The 19,617-nt window shown below is 42.2% G+C and carries 21 protein-coding genes; 13 read left to right on the top strand and 8 right to left on the bottom strand.

Features of this window, described 5'->3' with window-relative positions:
- Positions 1-24: 24 nt before the first annotated feature.
- Positions 25-795: an alpha/beta hydrolase gene (locus tag LX92_RS06790; RefSeq protein ID WP_109649670.1), complete on the top strand. Its 771-nt coding sequence runs from the start codon at positions 25-27 to the stop codon at positions 793-795.
- A gap of 9 nt (positions 796-804) precedes the next feature.
- A complete protein-coding gene (locus LX92_RS06785) occupies positions 805-993 on the top strand; it encodes a hypothetical protein (protein ID WP_109649517.1) in 189 nt (62 codons plus the stop codon).
- A 68-nt stretch (positions 994-1,061) separates the two neighbouring features.
- Here the strand turns inward: LX92_RS06785 and LX92_RS06780 are convergent, their stop codons facing one another.
- The 4 genes from LX92_RS06780 to LX92_RS06765 form a co-directional block, all read right to left on the bottom strand.
- On the bottom strand, positions 1,062-1,484 hold the full coding sequence (locus LX92_RS06780) for a VOC family protein (protein ID WP_109649516.1): 423 nt from the start codon (positions 1,482-1,484) through the stop codon (positions 1,062-1,064).
- A gap of 68 nt (positions 1,485-1,552) precedes the next feature.
- Positions 1,553-2,392, bottom strand: coding sequence for an alpha/beta fold hydrolase (locus tag LX92_RS06775; protein WP_109649515.1), 840 nt, complete (start codon positions 2,390-2,392; stop codon positions 1,553-1,555).
- A 54-nt stretch (positions 2,393-2,446) separates the two neighbouring features.
- Positions 2,447-3,001: a hypothetical protein gene (locus LX92_RS06770; protein WP_109649514.1), complete on the bottom strand. Its 555-nt coding sequence runs from the start codon at positions 2,999-3,001 to the stop codon at positions 2,447-2,449.
- A 3-nt stretch (positions 3,002-3,004) separates the two neighbouring features.
- A complete protein-coding gene (locus LX92_RS06765; RefSeq protein ID WP_109649669.1) occupies positions 3,005-4,510 on the bottom strand; it encodes a helicase HerA-like domain-containing protein in 1,506 nt (501 codons plus the stop codon).
- Between the two features lie 74 nt (positions 4,511-4,584).
- On the opposite strand from LX92_RS06765, the gene LX92_RS06760 reads away from it, so the two are divergent.
- Complete coding sequence (locus LX92_RS06760) at positions 4,585-5,217, top strand: 7-carboxy-7-deazaguanine synthase QueE (RefSeq protein WP_109649513.1); 633 nt, start codon at positions 4,585-4,587, stop codon at positions 5,215-5,217.
- Positions 5,218-5,561: 344 nt separating this feature from the next.
- Here the strand turns inward: LX92_RS06760 and LX92_RS06755 are convergent, their stop codons facing one another.
- Together LX92_RS06755 and LX92_RS06750 are read right to left on the bottom strand one after the other, a co-directional pair.
- Positions 5,562-6,383, bottom strand: a complete 822-nt coding sequence (locus tag LX92_RS06755; RefSeq protein WP_109649512.1) for a hypothetical protein — start codon at positions 6,381-6,383, stop codon at positions 5,562-5,564.
- 43 nt (positions 6,384-6,426) lie between these two features.
- Complete coding sequence (locus LX92_RS06750) at positions 6,427-7,164, bottom strand: class I SAM-dependent methyltransferase (RefSeq protein WP_109649511.1); 738 nt, start codon at positions 7,162-7,164, stop codon at positions 6,427-6,429.
- Positions 7,165-7,221: 57 nt separating this feature from the next.
- Between LX92_RS06750 and LX92_RS06745 the strand changes: the two genes are divergently transcribed.
- Both LX92_RS06745 and LX92_RS06740 read left to right on the top strand, forming a co-directional pair.
- Positions 7,222-7,743 carry a DUF2059 domain-containing protein gene (locus LX92_RS06745; RefSeq protein WP_109649510.1) on the top strand — a complete coding sequence of 174 codons (522 nt, stop codon included), beginning with the start codon at positions 7,222-7,224 and terminating at the stop codon, positions 7,741-7,743.
- Positions 7,736-8,227, top strand: a complete 492-nt coding sequence (locus tag LX92_RS06740; protein WP_109649509.1) for a YkgJ family cysteine cluster protein — start codon at positions 7,736-7,738, stop codon at positions 8,225-8,227. Before LX92_RS06745 ends, LX92_RS06740 begins: the two co-directional genes overlap by 8 nt.
- A gap of 155 nt (positions 8,228-8,382) precedes the next feature.
- On the opposite strand, the gene LX92_RS06735 is transcribed toward LX92_RS06740, so the two are convergent.
- Both LX92_RS06735 and LX92_RS06730 read right to left on the bottom strand, forming a co-directional pair.
- Positions 8,383-9,513, bottom strand: coding sequence for a hypothetical protein (locus LX92_RS06735; protein WP_109649508.1), 1,131 nt, complete (start codon positions 9,511-9,513; stop codon positions 8,383-8,385).
- 142 nt (positions 9,514-9,655) lie between these two features.
- On the bottom strand, positions 9,656-10,894 hold the full coding sequence (locus LX92_RS06730; RefSeq protein ID WP_109649507.1) for an exo-beta-N-acetylmuramidase NamZ family protein: 1,239 nt from the start codon (positions 10,892-10,894) through the stop codon (positions 9,656-9,658).
- A 3-nt stretch (positions 10,895-10,897) separates the two neighbouring features.
- Between LX92_RS06730 and LX92_RS06725 the strand changes: the two genes are divergently transcribed.
- The 8 genes from LX92_RS06725 (at position 10,898) to LX92_RS06690 (ending at position 19,563) form a co-directional block, all read left to right on the top strand.
- Positions 10,898-12,136, top strand: a complete 1,239-nt coding sequence (locus LX92_RS06725; protein ID WP_109649506.1) for an ABC transporter permease — start codon at positions 10,898-10,900, stop codon at positions 12,134-12,136.
- Positions 12,137-12,178: 42 nt separating this feature from the next.
- Positions 12,179-12,352, top strand: coding sequence for a hypothetical protein (locus LX92_RS22380; protein WP_170117799.1), 174 nt, complete (start codon positions 12,179-12,181; stop codon positions 12,350-12,352).
- A 10-nt stretch (positions 12,353-12,362) separates the two neighbouring features.
- Positions 12,363-13,142 (top strand): aldose 1-epimerase, encoded by a 780-nt coding sequence (locus LX92_RS06715; RefSeq protein ID WP_109649504.1) that lies wholly within the window; start codon positions 12,363-12,365, stop codon positions 13,140-13,142.
- A gap of 10 nt (positions 13,143-13,152) precedes the next feature.
- On the top strand, positions 13,153-13,743 hold the full coding sequence (locus tag LX92_RS06710; protein ID WP_109649503.1) for a DinB family protein: 591 nt from the start codon (positions 13,153-13,155) through the stop codon (positions 13,741-13,743).
- Between the two features lie 7 nt (positions 13,744-13,750).
- Positions 13,751-14,209: a GNAT family N-acetyltransferase gene (locus LX92_RS06705; protein ID WP_109649502.1), complete on the top strand. Its 459-nt coding sequence runs from the start codon at positions 13,751-13,753 to the stop codon at positions 14,207-14,209.
- A gap of 122 nt (positions 14,210-14,331) precedes the next feature.
- Positions 14,332-16,146: a hypothetical protein gene (locus tag LX92_RS06700; protein WP_223308268.1), complete on the top strand. Its 1,815-nt coding sequence runs from the start codon at positions 14,332-14,334 to the stop codon at positions 16,144-16,146.
- A gap of 219 nt (positions 16,147-16,365) precedes the next feature.
- Complete coding sequence (locus LX92_RS06695; RefSeq protein WP_109649501.1) at positions 16,366-18,090, top strand: SulP family inorganic anion transporter; 1,725 nt, start codon at positions 16,366-16,368, stop codon at positions 18,088-18,090.
- A 63-nt stretch (positions 18,091-18,153) separates the two neighbouring features.
- Entirely contained in the window at positions 18,154-19,563 is a 1,410-nt protein-coding gene (locus LX92_RS06690; protein ID WP_109649500.1) for an MBL fold metallo-hydrolase, read from the top strand.
- Positions 19,564-19,617: the final 54 nt, after the last annotated feature.

Here is a 19,617-nt window from a genome sequence, read left to right as displayed (position 1 = left end):
GGGAAGGTATACGACAACCTTACCATGAACAGTAAAATCTTAAAAAGTGAACGTAAATATGCCGTTTATTTACCTCCAGACTATCAAACCTCGGAACGCAGTTATCCGGTGTTGTACTTATTGCATGGAGCTGGTGACGATCAAACGGGCTGGGTGCAGTTCGGGGAGGTATTGCGTATTGCCGATAAGGCCATAAAAGACGGTACGGCCACCCCTATGATTATTGTTATGCCCGATGCCAATACCGGTAAAAGGGGGTATTTTAACCAAGGTGCGGATTGGCGTTATGAGGATTTCTTTTTTGAGGAACTCATGCCTTACGTTGAAGGGAAATTTAGGATAAAGGGGGAGAAAAAATATCGTGCCGTGGCCGGACTTTCAATGGGCGGCGGTGGTTCTTTTATGTATGCCCTACATCATCCAGAACTGTTTTCCTCGGCTTGCCCATTGAGTGCTTATGTTGGTCCTTTGACCTTGGAAGATCAAAAAATGCGGTATGCCGCCATCTCAAAAGAATATACCGAAGAGGAAGTAGTGGATTATTACAACAAACATAATGCCTTGAACCTAATAGAACGTGTTTCTGTAGAGGATATGAAGTCAATTCGATGGTATATCGATTGTGGTGATGATGACTTCCTCTACGAAGGAAACAGTTTAATGCATATCGCGATGCGAAAGAAGGGGGTGCCACATGAGTATCGGGTAAGGGAAGGTCAGCATAATTGGACGTATTGGCGGGAATCCTTACCTGCGGTATTGGAGTTTGTGTCACAAGCATTCCATCAATATTAATTCAGCACTATGAACAAGAAAAGATTATTGGCACAAGTATTTGCGGCAATCTTGCTTTATGTGGTTATTTCATTGATTCTGGAAAAGGAATATTCCAACGAAATAATCTTTAGGGAAGTTTTGGAAGGTCTGGTCTTTGGCCTTTTATATGGAGTATTTATTTGGTTTAGGGAGAAATCCAAAAATAAGAAACAATGATTTCTTTGGGTATTTTATCCTAGGATAAATAAGGGGTAAGCGACTCAATTGTAATTGGTAAGACCCGGTTATTTGGCAAATAATTGTCCCATATCCTTAAAGGCCTTGAATTCCAATGCATTTCCGGCTGGATCTAAAAAGAACATGGTGGCCTGTTCCCCGGGAAGTCCCTTAAACCGTATATAGGGCTCAATAACAAATTCCACCCCTTTGGATTTTAATTCCTGGGCAAAGGTTTCAAAAGTATCCCACGGTAAAACCACACCATAATGGGGTACGGGTACATTTTTCCCGTCTACGGCATTCGTGTGTAATACCGCGTCGGATTTAGGTTTATAGTGAATGACCAATTGGTGGCCAAAAAGATTGAAATCGACCCAATGGTCACTACTGCGCCCTTCCTCGCAATTAAGGACCTCGCCATAAAATTTGCGGCATTCGGCTAAATTATGGACGGGGATGGCTATGTGGAAAGGTGTTATTTGTTGCATAAAGAAAAGCTTTGGTTTTAATGGGATTTCCTTTTAAGGATCATCCTAAGATTAAAACTACCTTTTTTCTAGGACTTTAAAAAATCCATGATCCTTAGGTTCACCTTATCCTGATGCATACTATGTCCTAAACCTTGGGTTACATACAGATCACTATTCTTCCATTGGGCATGCACTTTTTCCGAAGCGATGAAAGGTGCGATCGGGTCTTCCTTATCATGGATAACCAGTCCCTTTTTTGATAAATGGCCTTTAAATTTTGAAGTGGAAAAGTCACGGATTCCAAATCCGTAATTATCCTGAAGGTACTCATCCAAACCTTCAAATACCTTATCATTGAACCGCAGAAGTCTTTGATAATGGTTCATTATGTCTTCCAAATCGGAAGGGGCCCCAATGGTAATTAGCTTTTCTGTGATTGTATTTGGGTATTTCTCTTCGTGGTATAAGGTCGTCATGCCCCCCATGGAATGGCCTATGACGAACTTTGGTTTGTATTGGTCGATTACGGCTTGGGTACATTCGGTATACAAGGGTACATTCAATACTTTACCTGTGGAATATCCCTGGGCAGGTGCATCAAATGCAATGATATTATAATCCTCTTTTTTTAAATACGAAATCAGGTTTCTCCAACGAAAGACATTGCTTTCCCATCCATGAATAAGAAGTACGGTATCTTTACTGCCTTTCCATTGGTAGGTTTGCAGTTCAAGATCGTTTGTTTTGATCCTTTTGCCTTTTGCCTCTTCCAAAAAATCCACTTGCTCAGCACGCACCCTGCCTTTTCTGGGACTGCAGAATAAGATGAATGCTTTTTCTGCAGCTTTTCTTTTCGAGAAGTGGGACAGAAGGTTAAAATAGGCTCCAAAATAAATCGGGAGGTATTTATTCAGGGTTTTGCGCATGGGATATCTTGGGTGTTAGAAAAGGTAATCAACAGGGAATGACTGGATGGGAATCTATTCCCATGCAATCATCATATATTTGATTTTGGCTCCATCGGGTACTTGCACCGGGTCTATATTTGGACTCGACACATAACGTAGGCTTTCAGGCAATTGACTCTTGTCTATGGTGAAATAGACATCACTGTCTTTTACGAAAATGATGATATTGTTTAAAGAGGTCACGATTTTTTGAATCGTATATTTTTCCTTGATGTCCTTAAACGTACTGTTCAGGCCTATGCCTTTCTCCGTCTCGAATCGCGGGTCGTTGATCCGTACATTCTGGATTTTGGGAATACTGTCTAAACTTGGGGTTAGTGTCAATAAATGATTACCTCCCTTTTCATAGATTTTGATGCTCCTGGCCCCTAAGCCCGAAGCCAACTTCATGGTGTCCTTGACGATGGAATCCTGGTAGTAGATAAGATCCAAATCACGGATTAAACTAATTCTTTCAAGTTTGCCAACACTGTGGTTGGTAATCAGGAAGCTTGTGTCTTTTTCTTTTTGGCATTGCACAACTACGGCAAGGACACAGATGCCAATTACTATAGATAACTTTTTCATTTATTAACGCATAACCTTTTTCAACACCCCTAAGACTCCACGGATAAAAGTGGCACTGGTCAAAACCTTTATGACAGGGTTCTGTCGTGTGCTCCTTCTTGTGGATGTTCTTCTGCTTGTTGGTTTTTCTCGTTCCTTTTCTGCCTCTTTTTCGGCTTTCTCTATTTTTTCATTCAGTATTTCATAGGCGCTTTCCCGATCGATTTCCTCGTTGTATTTGCCAACCAAGTCCGAATTTTTAATGACCGAATCCAACTCGCTATCGGTAAGTATATCCATTCTACTCATTGGGGCCCGAAGCAATGTGGCGGCCAATGGGGTGGGACGTCCTTTTTCATCCAGGGCAGAAATCAATGCCTCTCCGATTCCGAGTGAGGTTAAGACTTCCTTCGTGTCATAGTAATCGGAAATCGGATAGTTCTCCGCGGTCAGTTTTATGGCCTTTCGGTCTCTGGCCGTAAAAGCACGTAAGGCGTGTTGCACCTTAAGTCCCAATTGTGCCAATACCTCATTGGGGACATCCGTTGGGTTCTGGGTCACAAAGTAAAGACCGATCCCTTTGGAGCGAATTAGTTTTACAATACTTTCAATCTGATCCAATAAGGCTTTTGAGGCTTCTTTAAAAATCAAATGGGCCTCATCGATGAACAGGATAAGTTCAGGTCTATCACTATCGCCCTGTTCAGGAAAGGTGGCATATATCTCCGCCAAGAGGCTCAACATAAAGGTTGAGAACAATTTGGGCCGATCCTGTATATCCGTTAAGCGTAGGATGTTTATATATCCCCTTCCATTTTCATCGATGCGTGTCAGATCATCGACCTCAAAGGATTTTTCCCCAAAGAACAAATCGGCACCTTGTTGTTCCAATTCAATGATCTTACGTAAAATCGTGCCTGTTGAACTTGTTGAAATACGCCCGTAATCCTTGGTAAATTCTTTTTTGCCGGTTCCTGTTGCATATTGAAGCACTTTTTTAAAATCCTTCAAATCCAAAAGGGGCAATTTGTTGTCATCGCAATATTTGAATACTACGGCAACAATACCTTCCTGGGTCTCTGTTAAATCCAATATCCTCGACAGGAGTGTTGGCCCAAATTCAGAAACCGTGGCGCGTAATTTTACCCCATCCTGTTCCGATAACGACAATATTTCCACAGGAAAGCTCTTGGGCTCAAAGGGGATGCCTATTTTGGCATGTCGTTCATCAATCTTAGGATGCCCTGGACTGGGCTGCGCGAGTCCACTAAGGTCACCCTTCAAATCCATAAGTAAAACGGGGATTCCCTTATCCGATAAATTTTCTGCAAGTACCTGGAGCGTTTTTGTCTTTCCTGTTCCTGTTGCCCCTGCAATCAAACCATGACGGTTCAAGGTTTTTAGTGGGATTTTAACGAGGGCGTTGGTGACAGCTTCACCATTGAGCATTGCAGCACCCATGGTAATTGAATCGCCTTTGGTCGTATATCCTTTTTCGATATGTGCAAAGAAATCGTCTTTGGTGCTCATAAGGTCAAATTTTTGATAAAAATAGGGCATTTTTAGGCAACAATAAAACGATTGGTAAGTAGTATCTTTGCCCAATGATGAAAGATGAGGTTTTAGAATTGGTCAACAAGGGTTTGATGCTTCCATTGATGGAGGAATTTTATACCATACAAGGAGAAGGATTCCACAAAGGAACGGCTGCTTATTTTATTCGTGTAGGTGGTTGTGATGTGGGTTGTCATTGGTGTGATGTGAAAGAAAGTTGGAATGCCGAAACGCATCCGCCAACAGATATAACAAGCATTGTTGAAAAAGCGGTAGCGCATTCCGATACGATAGTTGTGACAGGCGGGGAGCCTTTGACATGGGATATGGGACCATTGACCAAAGCGCTAAAGGCAAAACATGTAAAGACCCATATCGAGACTTCCGGGGCCCATCCGCTTAGTGGAACTTGGGATTGGATCTGTCTGTCCCCAAAAAAGAATAAATTACCTACTGGGATTATTTACGAAAAGGCGCATGAGTTGAAGGTCATCGTTTTTAATAAGCACGATTTCATTTTTGCCGAGGAACAGGCAGCGAAGGTCAATAAGGATTGCATATTGTACCTACAACCGGAATGGAGTGTACGGGACAGGATGATGCCTATGATCGTCGATTTTGTCATGAAAAACCCAAAATGGAAGGTGTCCTTGCAGACCCATAAATATTTGAATATTCCGTAAGTCGGTTTTCGGTTTTCGGTTGGCAGTTGGCAGTTAGCAGTGAACAGTTGGCAGTTGGCAGTTGGCAGTGAACAGTTTTTCAGTGGGCAATTAGCAATGAACAATTAGCAATAGGTAGTTAAGCCATCAGCGATAGGCGATAAGCGCTCTGCGGAAAGCTATGTGCAATTAACAATGAACAATTAGCAATGAACAATTGACAGTAAGCAATGATCAGTGAGCAGTGGGTAATTAGCAATTAGTAGTGAACATTAGCAATAGGAGTTAAGCCATTAGCGATAGGCGATAGGCGAAAAGCGCTCTGCGAAAAGCAGTTGTCAATAATCGGAACAAATTCCTGGTTTCTATCTGCCGCCATTGGTCTGAAGGTCCAAAAGACATTCTGTTCCCAAATCGGGAATAGCGACCAGCCCTTTAGCGGTTCTTTTTTCCAACATTTTTTTCATACTGGGGCCAAACTGTAGTTCTGCCCGCATAAGACATCCTTCTTCCGTACAGTGATTATCACCTATTTCGTTGTCGTCGTCATCCGTAGTTGTTCCTTCATGGTCATTGACCGGTTCGGTGCCTAAATTTACAAGCCCCATGAGGTGGCCAAATTCATGGTTTAAGGTTGCCGTTTCCACATCATCGATATCCACTGCAAAGTTTTTATTGGCCAAGGTCCTTATGGTTTCTTCGTAGATGACCATAGAGGTGTTCCAATATACGGCACCTAAGGTGACCAGATCTTCTTCCTCTACATCATCTTCAGAGGGGGCATCGGCAAAATAGATGTAAATGCCAAGGGTCTTGCCATCGTTAAAGGTGGTTCTGTTTTCCTTTTCCAAGTCGTCGATTTCCTCCAAGGTCAATTTTTCCTCATCGGGCGAGGCTAGTTCGGTATACACCAATTCAATATCGTCTTTGTACGTATATTTCTTAAGGAAAGCAACAAAGTCGGTCATGGCATTTGCCGTGGGCCTGTAACCGGAAACATAGGCGATTTCTATACGAAGTTTGTCAAAGGTATTGTTCGATAGGATGTCATTGGCAGAGGATCCAGAGGTTTTGTAGTTGGCCGAATTATCAATTTTATTTTGATCGGTAGAATCATTGGCGTCTTTTGAGCAACCACCCATCAAACCCATAACAAGAACCAGTACTATCCAAAATCGATTGCTCATAACTTATTTTTAATTGATAACGTAAAAAATCACGCATTTGGTATTACATGAAGGTCAAGCGGGCCAAATAGTCGTAATGCTCCCCTTCCTTTATCAATTCACAATGTAATTGACATTCCGATGCGGCATGCTCCAAAGTGGTGTAATCCAAATATAACCATGGAAACGAGTTGCTTGAGGCCCCTTTATAGGTCATGGTGAAATCAACTTCCCCATAATATTCGTTTTCATCAGTGGTCATATCCCCAGAATTGTGGGTTTCGTCCCAATCCTCCTCGGTTTCCTCCTCCTCGAACATATAAATGATATCTGAGGAATCCAACAATATTTGTGCATTTTTCCCCATCAACGTTTTAAAATGTTCTAAATAGGTCTTTAATAGTTCCAATCTGCCCACAATCCCGATACCGTTCATAAGTAGGAGTAGGGTGTCGTATTTTTGGCCTTTATAGTCTAATATGGCACTTCGGACCGTGTTCTTGATTCCTCTTAATCCACAGGCTTCAATGGCGTTAACGGAATGGTCCAAAGCCGTAACTTCCAACCCTTTTTCCTGAAGATATAGGCTATGACTTCCTGCCCCACAACCAATATCCAAGACCTTTCCACGACACAAGTCCAGGGCTTTTTGTTCTATTTTGGGCATTTTAATATAGCCTCTAAAAAGATAGGGAATGGGAATGGTGTCTTCTTCATCCAAGGAAGAGTAGGTGGTGATATCCTCACTATAATCGCCATTGAGATAATCCAATAAGGCCTTGCCGAAAACATCAGTTTCCATATAATTCGTACTTTGCAAGCAAAAGTGGGACTTTTACTCCATTATAAAAAACCGAATATGCAGCAATTTAAAATATTACTTTTTTGTTTTCTTATGGTTCCTATGGGAATCATGGCGCAAGAGACCGAATTTTCCAAGGATGTGAAGGATTACCTGGAGAGCAACGGCACCATGAAACAATATGAATACGCATACGGACAGTTGATGCAAATGATGGAAAGTCGTTATCCCAAGAGTGATGTTAATTTAAAGAGCTGGACATATTTGGAGGAGCATGAGGTTAAGGCCCTGGAGGATATAAAAAGCAGATTGGTGCCTATTTACAAAGCGCATTTTTCCCATGAGGATATCAAACAAATGGCAGCTTTTTATAAAACGGAGGCAGGGGTTTTGTTGAATACGGATCGTTCTAAGATGACCCAAGTGCACAAAGACGAATTGAATTCGTTTTACAATACCATCGTGGGTCAGAAAATCATCAATAATCGAGAGGCGCTTACTAAGGAAATATCCATGGCCTCGGAAGATTGGAGTCGCGAACTGTACGGAATTTCAATGGGTCTTTTGAGTAATGGATGAGATTTTAAGACAGCTGCCCAAAAAGGCCGCTGAAAAACATAAGGAAAACAAAAAGTTTTTTACCAAGTTAAAACGGAAGCCCCCTAAGAATTTGGATTATGTGATGCAGGAATTGCATGAAACCGAATTTGAACGAACGGATTGTTTAACCTGTGCCAATTGTTGTAAGACCACGGGCCCTCTTTTTACCAATATCGATATTGAGCGGATTTCAAAGTTTTTTAGAATGAAACCGCAGAAGTTCATCGCCCAGTTTTTACGGGTTGATGAGGATAATGATTATGTGCTTCAAGAAGTTCCCTGTACTTTTTTGGGTGATGATAATCGCTGTTCCATTTACGATGTTCGGCCCAAGGCTTGCCGTGAGTTTCCACATACCGACCGAAAAAAATTCCAACAAATCAGTAATCTTACCCTTAAGAATGTGGCTATTTGTCCCGCAGCCTTCAATATTGTCGAGGAAATGAAAAAAAGATTGCCTTAGTTTTTATCCTATTCGTTGATGTAATGGGGTGTCCCAAGGTTTTGAATGATTCCAGATCGGGCTGTCAGGCTACCTTGATTTCGGCTTCCGACATACCGGTGTTTATCGGGTGTTGGAATTTTCCGTTCCCTGGTTTTTAAATTAAGAACACAAGGTCACTCAATAATTGAATTCGTAACGGCTATCGGAGTGTCACCATGCATGGAAATGCTGGGGTATACGGGATACCAAGACCCCCCTATATTGTTGGTGATGGTTGAATTGTCGATTTTGATATTGCCCGAATGGTCATTGCTGACAAAAAATATGGATGAACCATAGGCATTTACTTCGTTCTGTTCAATCGTAGTGCCTAAAACCGTTAATGTCATGGTATTCCCATCATTATAAATAGCGCCACCGCTACCCCCACCAGGTGATCCTGATTGGGCAGGGTTGCCCCCATTTCCAATGGCTTTGTTATGGGAAAATAAACTATTGATAATCGTCCATGAGACACCGATACTACTAATGGCCCCGCCATTGGAGCCCGAATTGCCGTAACCTTCCTGTCCGCCAAAGGTGCTGTTTACAATATACACGGGTAAATTGTCGTACTGACTGAAAACGCGGATGGCCCCACCACCAACATCCGGACCAGTGCTTGCGCAAACATTATTGAAAAATCGACAATTCACAGCCTTAAACCGACCCCCTCGTACCCAAATGGCACCCCCGCCATCGTATTCGGTATCGTTTATGGAGTTGCCGTCCGCAAAGGTGATATTTTGAACGGTAAGTCTGGGGTGGTCTTGATTTTGGCAATGATCGGTTGTCCACACCTGATTAGGGTCACAGGTGTTCATATACAATATCCTTGTTGTTCCGTTCCCACTTAAGGTTACCAATCCGCCACCATCTATAATTACATCCCTATTGGCGTTGTTAAATACTTTAGCTGGTTTGTCCATGATGATCGTGACAGGGTCCGGACCACAATCAAAAGTGATTTTACCACCTTTGGCCACAGCATCAACAAAAGCATCGCATGTACAACTTTCAGGTGTGCCATCGCCAATTGATGTGTCTGGATTGGCCACATCCTCAGGCCCTGCTTCAGGTGGGATAGGGGAATCTCCATTGGGATTTCCCGCCGCAGGCCCGTTTTCAGGGTTTTCCAACGGGTTTTGAACAATTATGTTGGGTTCAAAATTACTGTCGTTAGAGCAATTGATAAAAATGAACGTCAAAGTACAGCAAATGGCTAGACTAAGAAGCTTGCTGATTTGGGGATTAGGTACAGGCATTTTTTACAATATTGGTCTATACCATAACGCTTGGGGTTTTGGATAATTGTCCTAAATAATTAGGGATTGTATGTCTTGAATGAAAAGTTCGGTTATCCTTTGTTAGACGTTAAAAATGCTTTTGCCATTCAGGAAGGCAGTCTTACTCATACAAAAGATATTTCTTTCTGATATTTTTGAAATTCCCCAAATCGGACTGCCAGGTAGCTTTGATTTCCGCTTCAGACATACCTCCCTCGATTTGTTGTTGTAATTTTTCTGTTCCGGCATGTTTTGTAAATCCACTGGTATTGAAAAATTTGGACTTGTCCGTCGAATTGGTATAGGCATCGATGATCCATCGTAAGGAAACCTCTTTCATTCTAGGGATTTCGGAAAGATCCGCCCCATAGCATACCTTGTCATTCTCTTTGGGGCTTTTGGATCCAAAATTGGGTTTGGGCCGGTATTTAAAATGGTATTGGGTGCTGTCTAAAAACGAAGCCCCATACCGTTGAAATTGAAATTCGGTGCCCCTGCCGGCATTGATGTTGGTACCTTCGAACAAACCAAGACTGGGGTAAAGGTTGATGGCCGTATCGTTGGGCAGGTTGGGGGAAGGTCGGATAGGAAGGCTGTATTCCAAATCGTGACTGTAGTTTTTTAAAGGAATGATGGTCAGGTCTGCCTTGGCGTTATCTGCTAACCAACCTTCTTCATTGATCATTTTGGCATATTCCCCTATGGTCATTCCATAGACCAATGGAATGGTGGTCATGCCTAAAAAACCGGTATGTTCTTTTTCCATGGTTGGGCCGTCAACATAATGGGCGTTCGGATTGGGTCGGTCTAAGACCAGAACAGGAATGTTGTTCTCTGCGCAGGCTTCCATGACCAATTGTAACGTAGCGATGTAGGTATAAAAGCGAACACCGACATCCTGGATATCGAAGAGGACAACATCGACATCCTTAAGCAATGCTGAAGAAGGTTTGCGATTTTTTCCATAGAGTGAAATTAGGGGTAATCCCGTTTTCGTGTCCAATCCATCCTTTACCTTTTCCCCTGCATCGGCCTGTCCGCGAAATCCGTGTTCAGGAGCAAATACTTTCTTGATATCGATGTCCAAGGCCAATAAGGAATCGACGATATGGGTGTGTCCATTTTTTTTGAAAATCACACTGGTTAGGTTTGCGACCACCCCTACTTTCTTCCCTTGTAACATGCCTATGTATTCATCAATGCTGTTGGCACCAACAATAATCGGCTTATTTTGGGGCGTTTCGATAGGATTGTTTTGCGATACCGTATTGTTTTTAGGTTGTTTTTCAGTGTTTCCACAGGATGACACAATTAAAAACCACAAGAAAACTGTACTTTTGAAACTGGATAAAAATGCCATAATTTGAATTTAGAATATTTTATAGCCAAACGACTCATTAAGGGAAAGGAGCATAAAATTAGCATATCTGCACCAATAATAAAAATAGCGATCGCTGCTATTGCCATTAGTGTATTTATGATGCTGATCGCTATTGCCACGGGGGTCGGACTTAAACACAAAATACGTGAAAAAGTCGCTGCCTTCAACGGGCATATCCAGATATATAATTATGATAACAATACATCGGATGTATCCGTGGTCCCCGTTTCGAAAGAGCAGGATTTTTACCCCAAGTTTACTACGGTAGACGGTATTGAACACATACAGGCCGTTGCGACCAAAGGGGGGATAATCCGTACCGAGGATACTTTTGAAGGCTTTATCGCCAAAGGGGTGGGGGCGGATTACGACTGGGAGGTTCTTAGGGAATACTTGGTCGAGGGTACATTGCCCGATTATTCAGGGGAATTGAATACGGAGGTTTTATTATCACGATTAATGGCCAATCGGCTAAAATTGAAGGTTGGTGATACCTTTTCGGCTTTTTTTCCCAAAGAGGAAGATCCGTTAAAGCCGAACCAAAGACGTTTTCAGGTAGTGGGTATTTACGATAGTGGTTTTGAGGAAATTGATGGTATGTATGTATTTGTCGATATTCGCCATATTCAACGAATGAACAAATGGGATGCCAACCAAGTAGGCAACTTCGAGGTGTTTTTGAATGGTTTTGATGATTTGGAGCAAAAGAATCGAGAGATTTATGGGCAGATATTATCCACCTTGGATACACAGACGATAACCGATAAGTACTACAAGATCTTCGAATGGATCGGGTTGTTCGACTTCAACATTGCCTTGATTATTGGGATAATGATTATCGTTGGGGGCATAAATATGATTACGGCCCTTTTGGTATTGATTTTGGAACGCACCCAAATGATCGGGATTTTAAAGGCTTTGGGTACCGTGAATTGGAGTATACGTAAGATCTTCCTTTACAATGCGGCCTATTTGATTGCCATTGGACTGTTTTGGGGCAATGTGTTGGGATTGGGTTTTATATGGATACAAGGGAAATACCGGTTGCTGAAATTCCCTAATCCCCAAGAATATTATATGGAGTATATACCCGTACATATTGATGTGTTCACTGTGGTATTGCTCAATATCGGTGTGTTGCTTTTATGTTTGTTGATGCTGTTGGTGCCTTCATATATCATAACAAGAATAAGTCCTGTCAAGGCCATTAAATTTGAATGATCATGTTTGCAAATGACCATGGCACGATTAAATCGGATACTTATGTGTACCGGATTGTTGAAGACCATTGATTTAAAAATCATATGGGCGGAATATCCGCTTGCGAAACTAGAAGGAAACGATGAGTGCTGGGGAAAAACACCAAAGGAAACCGTGAGTGCCCTTACGGTCCGGAACGTCAATCAGGCCAACGCACATTTATGTATAGACTATTAATCAGTAGAAGATGGTGGACTTAAAATTAGAGAATCAAACAGTAAAAATCGAAAAAGGCGAACTGGTAAGTTACAATGTTGGTGGTTATGAGTATATCCATCAAAAGGGGAGTCCCGGTTGGAGAAATGCAGACACCGAAATGTTTCCGATAATAGGTCCAACGGCCGATGCCGGTTTTTTAGTCAAAACACCAAAAGGGAATGCCGTTCAAGATCAACATGGATTGCTTCGGGAACTCGACTATAAAGTTATGGATAAGTCCGGGGACACGGTAGTCTTGGTGAAGGAATATAAGGCCAATACCAAGGTGAAGAACGCTAAATTCCCTGATAAATCCACAGCGGCTGAATTATTCTGGCCCTATGATTTTAAATTTCAAAAATCCTTCCAACTTAAAAAAGACGGATTGCATATTGCTTTTGAAATTGAGGGGGAGAATGGAATGCCTTTTATGTTGGGATACCATCCTGCATTTAAGTTACATAGCGAAAATGCACGAATTGAAGCCCATGGAAGTACTATAGGGATACCCGCCATAATCGAGGTGGGTAATAGGGCGATGCCAATTCGCGATTGTAAATCCATCACCTTGAAAGACCAAAAGGATTTAAGGATTACCACGGAAGGGTTTGGCAATTTTATGCTTTGGACCGAAGTCATGAACATGGTTTGTATTGAGCCTGTCACCTTTTATCCATATGCCGTGGAACAGGTAAAGTTACATCATGGTTTTCTTGGGTTGAATGATAAAAATACGATCTTCAAAGTCCATTTGCATCCACTACATTAAAATCAAGCTTATGAAAAGGTATATTGGTCTTCTTGTTTTACTTTTGGTAACTACTTTAAATGCACAAGAAACCATGAAAGAAGAAGTACCCTACGCTTCCATACCCAATACTCCCAAAGCCTATACGGCAGGTACGGTTACGGCTAGAATGGTAGATGGCTTGGGTTTTCGTTATTATTGGGCGACGGAAGGGTTGACCCAGGAAAACCTGGATTTTAGACCCAATTCGGAGGGTAGGAGCATAAGTGAGACCATGGAGCATGTGTACGGACTGTCGGTTCTCATCCTAAACTCCGCCAAGAAAGTCCCCAATGATAAAACAAAGGAGGAAATAAAGCCATCATCCCATGAATTACGGGCAATGACCCTGATAAATCTGAAAACAGCTAGTGATCTATTCAGGATTTCGGAGGATTTATCGGACCATAAAATCATATATAAAAAGGAAAATGGTACGACCGAGTTTCCGTTTTGGTTCCAAATAAACGGCCCTATCGAAGATGCGGTATGGCATGCCGGTCAAATTGCCTTAATGCGTCGTTCTGCAGGTAATCCCTTCAATGCAAAGGCGAGTTTGTTCACAGGAAAATTAAGGGAATAGGTATGCTATGGTACGACTGGTAAGGACAAATTCGGAGAATGTCGATTTCAAGAACCTCGTAAAGCTTCTCGATGCCGATTTGGCCGTTCGTGATGGGGAAGACCATGATTTTTATCACCAATTCAATAAAATAGATGCCCTAAAACACGTTGTAGTGTTGTATGAGGATGAAAGACCATGTGGTTGTGGTGCCATCAAGGAGATGACTCCCGAAGTTATGGAGGTTAAGCGTATGTATACCTTGCCAGCCTGCCGTGGCAAAGGTTTCGCAACCAAGATATTGACAGAACTTGAAAGATGGGCGGCCGGGATGTCTTATGGAAAATGTGTATTGGAAACCGGGAAAAAGCAACCGGAAGCTATCCAATTATACAAAAGAAACGACTATAAGATCATTCCCAACTATGGGCCATATATCGATATTGAGAATAGTGTGTGTTTTGAAAAAGTTTTGCACAAGCCCTGATTGCATGATATTTATCATGTTTTTTTTCATTTTCACTAATTAGATTTGTTTCCTTTTTGGCAATTTTTATGGATGCCATAGACGGGTTTTGATTCCCGTTCAATCTAACAATCAATGAATTTATGAAAAAAGCACATTCTTTCCATATTCCTGTAATGGGCATAGGATTTACAGTGGATACTCCTTTGAAAGTAGCCCAATATGGTATCGATTCGGTTATTTCCATTGTCGATGATGTACTTCTTGAGAAATTGAGGAAAATGTACTGTGAACTACATGAAATACCCTATAAGGAAATTACGGATAAAATAGAGGATTTTAGGGCCAAGCGCATAACCTCTTATCTCAATCTGATCAATAACCTGACAGAGCAGAAATTCGAGGAATTAAAAAATACGACCATTAACAAAGGCAATGAACTGAAACAATACATCAGTATGTTGCCCGATGGGAATTCTTTGAAAAAGGAATTTAAGAACCTTACCGAAAAAATGCATATCAGTGAGGCAGGGAATTGGATCAAGGATCATTTGTCCCTAGGTAGCATCGATGTGAATATCATGACCAAAGTGGATAAGGTGAATTATTGGAATGGCGAAAAATTGCCTTCCGAGTACAATGATGCCCATGCCGCACTAAGGGGGTTTGCGGAAAGTGACCTACAGTCTTCCGTAATTCTTTCCGCGGGTATGAACCCTAGGTTATATGGGTACATGGAGCGTTTTGAGGATTTTTACCCCAATGAAAATGGGGAAATGAAAAAGAAGATCATTTTAAAGGTAAGTGATTTCCGTTCAGCCATGATCCAAGGAAAGTTCTTGGCTAAGAAAGGGCTTTGGGTATCTGAATACCGTATTGAGTCTGGATTGAATTGTGGCGGTCACGCCTTTGCCAGTGATGGGTATTTGCTAGGTCCCATATTACAGGAATTCAAGGAAAAAAGGGATGAACTTATTGCATCGACCCATGAAGTCCTGGTTCAGGCCTTAAAAAATAAGGATCGTATTTTTCCCGAGACGGCCTTACCGCTTAAGGTTACGGCCCAAGGTGGTGTAGGTACGGCAGAGGAGCATCAATTCCTACTTGATACTTATGAGTTGGACTCCGTAGGTTGGGGTACTCCTTTTCTTTTGGTACCCGAGGTCACAACGGTCGACAAGGTTACCTTGGACAAATTGGTACAAGCCAAGGAAGAGGATTTGTATTTGAGTAATATTTCACCTTTAGGGGTTCCTTTCAATAGCCTTAGGGGAAATACCAAGGATTTGGAAAAAGATGCATTGATAGCCAAGGGAAGACCGGGAAGTTCGTGCCCACGCCAATATTTATCCCTAAACCACGAGTTTACCGAAAAGGATATCTGTGTAGCTTCGAGACAGTATCAACGTCTGAAATTGAAGGAATTGGAAGCGCAGGACTTGCCCAAAGAAGCATATCAGGAACAGTTTGATAAGATCGTTGAAAAATCCTGTATCTGTGTAGGTTTGAGTGCATCGGCCTTAATGGTCAACCATATCGATCACAAGGTTGAGGGCGAAGGGGTTTCGGTCTGTCCCGGACCCAATATGGCCTATTTTTCAAAATTGATGAGCCTCAAGGAGATTACGGACCATATTTATGGAAGGGTCAATGTGATTGCCGATGGCGTACGTCCGAATATGTTCGTTAAGGAACTATCGATCTATCTCGATTACCTGAAAGGAAAGATTGATGAGGTCAAAGCGATTGCCAATAAAAAGCAGGAGAATTATTTTACCACTTTTGTCAAGAACCTAAATCAGGGTATAGCGTACTACGAATCAATGTTCAATGCCTCAACAGAAGCCTTTAAGGATTCCAAGGACAAGATTTTGGCTGAATTGGATAATTGTCAAGAGCGCTTACAACTGTTATCACTTGAAATAGGGAAATTGGTGGAAATGAAGGAAATGGCCTAGCGGGTTTAAATACTGCATTTCGGGTTGCATTTGTTTGATTGTTGAATAATTCGAGGTTTCCATAGGGCAATATCGTGATGTACGGCCTAAAGGAACCGGTTTGCCTTTTGGTCATATAGCGGTCTAACGATAGGAGTATTAAGGCGATATTCCCCGATGTGGTTTTTACTGATGGAATAATTTTTCAGTAATGCTGGGCGATTTGTTTAATTTTGGACAATGCAAAAGTTTTTCCCAATTGTAGATTGGATTTTCAACTACAAAAAAAGCTATCTGTTAAAGGATCTGATTGCCGGACTTACGGTGGGTATCATTCTCGTGCCTCAGGGTATGGCCTATGCCATGGTGGCCGGACTCCCTCCTGTATACGGGCTGTATGCATCTGTATTTCCAGTTTTGGTGTACATGTTTTTGGGAACCTCCCGGCAATTGGCCATAGGTCCCGTCGCCATGGATTCCCTCTTGGTGGCTGCCGGTTTGGGTACTTTGGCGATTACCGGGGTTGAGAATTATATCGCCATGGCCATCTTTCTGGCCTTTATGGTAGGGTCAATCCAATTGTTACTGGGTTTTTTGAGAATGGGATTTTTGGTCAATTTTTTGTCCAAGCCCGTAATCAGTGGTTTTACCTCTGGGGCCGCATGTATTATAATCCTTAGTCAATTAAAGCATCTGCTGGGTGTCGATATTGAAAAAAGCAGTAAAATGCATGAGTTGGTCGTATACGCCTTGGAAAAAGTTGGGGATACCAATCCCTATGATTTCGCCATTGGGATCCTCGGGATTTTTATCATTGTACTACTGAAAAAATGGAACAGGAAAATACCGTCCATATTGGTGGTGGTCGTATTGGGTGTCTTGGCCGTTTATGTATTGGGCCTCGAACAATACGGTGTTCGGATTGTGGGGGATATTCCGCAAGGACTGCCTAGTTTCCAATTCCCCGATTTTGATTTAAAAAAGGGTATGGATCTATGGCCCATAGCCTTGACCTTGGCCTTGATCGGGTATCTCGAGACGATATCAATAGGGAAATCCATGGAAGAAAAAATCAAGGAAGACAAGATAGATGCCAATCAGGAACTTGTTGCTTTGGGTACATCCAATATTGTCGGTTCGTTTTTTCAGGCCTATCCCATTACCGCTAGTTTTTCCCGCTCCGCAATCAGTAATGATGCTGGAGGTAAAACCAAGGGTTTTGCCTTGTTCAGTGTTATTATGGTCGTAGTGACCCTCTTGTTTTTGACGCCTTTGTTCTATTATTTGCCCAACGCGGTACTGGCAAGTATCATCATGGTTTCGGTATTTGGCCTGATAGATTTTGAGTATCCCAAAACACTCCTTAAATATCGCAAGGATGAATATATTATTTTGATGCTTACTTTTCTGATCACCCTTTTTGTGGGGATAAAGGAAGGGGTGCTTATCGGGGTGCTCATTTCTTTGCTGTTGATGGTGTACCGTACTTCAAAACCCCATTATGCTGTTTTGGGAAAGGTTCGGGGGTCGGAATATTACAAGAACATAAACCGATTCGGGGAGGATATAGAACAGCGGGACGATCTGCTTATCATACGTTTCGATTCACAACTATATTTCGGGAACAAGAATTTTTTCAAGAAACATCTGTTGGAGGAAGTCAATGCAAAGGGAAAGTCACTAAAAGGTGTTATCTTAAATGCAGAACCAATAAATTACATCGATTCCACTGCTGCGAATATGTTGATCTCGGTAATTGAGGACTTGCACAATAGGGATATACAGTTCTATATTGCAGGTGCCATTGGTCCTACCCGGGATATCATTTTCAATAGTGGCATTGCCGATGTATTGGGTAAGGATTTCCTTTTTGTAAGGACTAAAGAGGCGGTGGCCTGTTTTGATGACCCAGAAAGTATACAGGATACTGATCGTAAAATAGCGCATCAAAGGAAACCCCGATAGTAACCTATGTTACAAAATAGAGAAGGATAAAACCTTATTTTTGAACGTATTTTGAAAGAAAAAATGAAAATAGAACAGATATATACGGGTTGTTTGGCCCAAGGGGCATATTATATAGAAAGTAATGGGGAAGCTGCGATTTTTGATCCATTGCGGGAGGTAGAGCCCTATATACAGCGGGCAAAGGCTGATAATGCGAAAATCAAGTACATTTTCGAGACCCATTTTCATGCCGATTTTGTCAGTGGCCATGTAACCTTGGCCAAGAATACCGGGGCGTCCATTGTTTACGGACCCTTGGCAAACCCTTCCTTTGATGCGATTATAGCCGAGGATAACCAGGAATTCAAAATTGGGGACCTTACTATTAAAGTGCTTCACACCCCTGGGCATACCATGGAGAGTACCACCTATCTTTTAAGGGATAAGGATGGAAAAGATCATGCCATCTTTTCAGGGGATACCCTTTTCTTAGGTGATGTTGGCCGCCCAGATCTAGCACAGAAGGCAGCTGATATGACCCAAGAGGATTTGGCGGGTATTTTGTTCGATAGTCTTAGGACCAAAATAATGACATTGGCAGATGATATTATCGTTTATCCGGCCCACGGTGCGGGTTCGGCCTGTGGTAAGAATATGATGAAGGAAACCGTGGATACCTTGGGCAACCAGAAAAAGATGAACTACGCACTGCGTGCCGATATGACCAAGGCGGAGTTCGTAGAGGAGGTGACAGCAGGACTGATGCCCCCACCAAAGTACTTTCCTTTGAATGTAAAGATGAATAAGGAAGGCTATGAGGATATTGGGGATGTGCTCGAACGTGGAAATACCGCTTTGACCCCTGATGCTTTTGAGTTGGCCGCCAACGGAACCGGTGCACTGGTCTTGGATGTTCGGCATCAAGATGATTTTGTAAAAGGACATATTCCGCGTTCCATTTTCATTGGTTTGAATGGTGATTTTGCACCTTGGGTAGGCGCTTTGATCGCCGATGTGAAACAGCCTATATTGTTGGTTGCCCCTTTAGGTAAGGAAAAGGAGGCCGTAATTCGTTTATCACGGGTAGGTTTTGATGGTACCCTTGGATATTTGAAAGGGGGATTCGAGGCTTGGAAGGATGAAGGCAAGGATTATGATAAGATTACCGCGGTTACGGCACATGAGGTAAGTGAAATGATCAATGCAAATGAAGTACCCGTATTTGATGTACGCAAAGAGAGTGAATACCGATCGGAACATGTGGTAAATGCCATTAATGCCCCGCTGGAGTTATTGAATCAACATTTGGCGGATTTCCCAAAAGACCGTACCTTTTTACTGCATTGTGCAGGGGGTTATCGCTCTGTAATTGCGGGATCGATACTGAAAAGTAGGGGTATCCATAATATAATTGATATAGCTGAAGGTTTTTCGGCTATAAAGGAATCCGGTATTAAAGTCACAAATTATGTGTGTCCAACCACATTGTAAATGAAGGTACCCAAGGGAATCAGGATTTTAATGGCATGTATGTTATGTGTCGCA

Origin of the sequence: Maribacter polysiphoniae, from assembly GCF_003148665.1 — a bacterium.
Classification (GTDB): Bacteria; Bacteroidota; Bacteroidia; order Flavobacteriales; family Flavobacteriaceae; genus Maribacter_A; species Maribacter_A polysiphoniae.
This window is presented reverse-complemented; position numbering and strand designations above follow the sequence as displayed.